The sequence below is a fragment of the Paenarthrobacter sp. CAP02 genome (assembly GCF_040137855.1).
Taxonomy (GTDB): domain Bacteria; phylum Actinomycetota; class Actinomycetes; order Actinomycetales; family Micrococcaceae; genus Arthrobacter.
Genome location: NZ_JBEEII010000010.1, coordinates 1 through 2,565, shown reverse-complemented (window position 1 = coordinate 2,565; position 2,565 = coordinate 1). Strand labels below are relative to the sequence as shown.

1 protein-coding gene and 1 pseudogene are annotated in these 2,565 nt (G+C 56.9%); both read left to right on the top strand.

Annotated features, from left to right (window positions below):
* Positions 1-170: 170 nt before the first annotated feature.
* Positions 171-887: an S-layer homology domain-containing protein gene (locus ABHM97_RS16705; protein ID WP_502921306.1), complete on the top strand. Its 717-nt coding sequence runs from the start codon at positions 171-173 to the stop codon at positions 885-887.
* A gap of 234 nt (positions 888-1,121) precedes the next feature.
* Positions 1,122-2,565 (top strand): annotated as a pseudogene (locus tag ABHM97_RS16700) (hypothetical protein); the annotation flags it as partial.

The window sequence follows — 2,565 nt, the reverse complement described above, 5'->3', positions numbered from 1 at the left end:
TTGGGAATGCTACGGATACTCGGTACGTTGCCTCGCCTCCGGACTTGTCCAAACTAATATTCACAGTTGTCGAACGTCAGTCAGTGATTCCAGCTGCAGTGACGTTCGAAGACAACGATGGCACAGTCGATGATTCGTACACAATCCCGGCTACGACAGGGGTTGAGTATTTGGTCGGTGGGAAGGTTGTCGCTGCGGGGTCGTATCCGGGTTCGGGGACGGTGACGGTGACTGCACGTGCGGTGACGGATTATGTTCTGGCACCCGGTGCAACGGCTTCGTGGACGGGGACGTTCAAGGCGACGTCGGCGGTGTCGTTTGCTGATGTGGCTGCTGGCGCCCAGTTCCATGACGAGATTTCCTGGCTTGCTGCGCAGGGCATCTCCACGGGGTGGGTTGAGGCTAATGGTTCCCGGACGTTCCGGCCGTTGCAGGCTGTGAATCGTGATGCGATGGCTGCGTTTATGTACCGGCTGGCTGGTTCGCCGGCGTTCCAGCCACCTGCTAAGTCTCCGTTTGCTGATGTGACTCCCTCTACGCAGTTCTACAAGGAGATCACGTGGCTCGCGTCGAAGGGTATCTCCACGGGGTGGGTTGAGTCGAACGGGACCAAGACGTTCCGTCCGGTGCAGCCGGTGAATAGGGATGCAATGGCTGCGTTCATGTACAGGTTTGCGGGCAAGCCTGCGATCACGGGTGCTGCGAAGTTCGCTGATGTTCCGGCCGGGGCACAGTTCCAGAACGAAATTGGCTGGCTGGCTGGATCCGGTATCTCCACCGGTTGGACCGAAGCGAACGGGTCCAAAACATATCGGCCACTCCAGCCCGTGAACCGTGACGCGATGGCCGCGTTCATGTACAGGTACAACCAAAAAAAGGGGACATAGAGTGCAATTAAACTACTCTTCGACAGAAAGCATCTTTATCGGTTTTTCAGCTCCTTTAGCAACTCATCGGAGGAGACGCTATTTGCAAACTCGGGAGGCGATAACGTGAGGACGCTAACTCGCCCCCTATACCCTCTTGTTTTTTTTCGGCATCTCTCAGCACTCGTCGTTCTGACATTAGCAGGCGCTGTCTCTACCGCATTGCCCGCATCTGGGGTGACGCAGGACTATGACATGCCTGAAATTCTAAGTGGATGGATGTCGACGTCCATTGTCGACGTCGTGGATGGTCCGGTTACAGGTGTTCTTGCTCGTGTGGAAGTCGAGGATCTCGGATCTGGCATCCAATCGGTGTATCTCGACCCAGAGGGCGGTGGTCACGAAGATCCAATTCCGCCGAAGCGCGCGGCTCTTGTCTCGGGAGACGCATACCACGGCATCTACGAAGCCACTCTGGACTTTCCCGAGGGAATCGGTAGTGGTGACTGGCTGGTTCGGCCGATCGTTTCGGATCAGAGTGGTGGAGTCAATGCCGCTACAGATCCGGTGGGTCTGTCGTTCAAAGTGATATCCATCGAAGATAGAGACCCGCCGACACTCAGCGGCTTGGACCTGAGCTCTTCGATTCTAGATATCAGTGACAACTCAGCAGAATTGGAACTCCGGCTAAAGGCATTAGATTCCGGTGTCGGATTCGTCGCCGGCCGCGAAATAAGGCTCCATACCTCGTTTAGAGGAGCGACTTACAGCACCCTGCTGCGGAATGAGTCAAAAGTTTCCAGTGAGGCGTTGTATACGACCAAAAGAAAATTTGAGAAGTACGACGGTCTTGTAGATCAAAGGGGGCACTACAACTACTGGTTCGACTCGTTGTCGGACGGGAACGGCAATATCAGTGCAGGCCGGGGACCTGGTGCCACGGTCATAGTTGCTACGCGACCGCTTCGTGGAAAACGGCCCAATCTGAGTCTAGAAGGCTCAGGTCTGAGGGCAACATGGGATGTGAATCAAGACCTTCTCGGAGTTACCGAGTACGAGGCTGAATTCTTGGGTCCTGAAACGACGCGTAGGATCCGAACGTCAGAAACCGCTGTGATAGCTTCTGATCTCCCCAGCGGGGACTATACCGTGCGCGTCCGGGCAAGGAACGTCTTGGGCTGGGGGCAGTGGACGACGGACTCCGATCCTGAAATGATGCCCGCGGTCGTGACCCCGACTGCCGTTACCTTTACGGATAAGGACGGCACGAAGGACGACGCCTATACGGTTCCTGCTACGACAGGGGTTGAGTATTTGGTCGGGGGGAAGGTTGTTGCTGCGGGGTCGTATCCGGGTTCGGGGACGGTGACGGTGACTGCCCGTGCGGTGACGGATTATGTTCTGGCACCCGGTGCAACCGCTTCGTGGACGGGGACGTTCAAGTCGACCCCGTTGGTGGTGACGCCTGCTGCTGTGGTTTTTACGGATAAGGACGGCACGAAGGACGACGCCTATACGGTTCCTGCTACGACAGGGGTTGAGTATTTGGTCGGGGGGAAGGTTGTTGCTGCGGGGTCGTATCCGGGTTCGGGGACGGTGACGGTGACTGCCCGTGCGGTGACGGATTATGTTCTGGCACCCGGTGCAACCGCTTCGTGGACGGGGACGTTCAAGTCGACCCCGTTGGTGGTGACGCCTG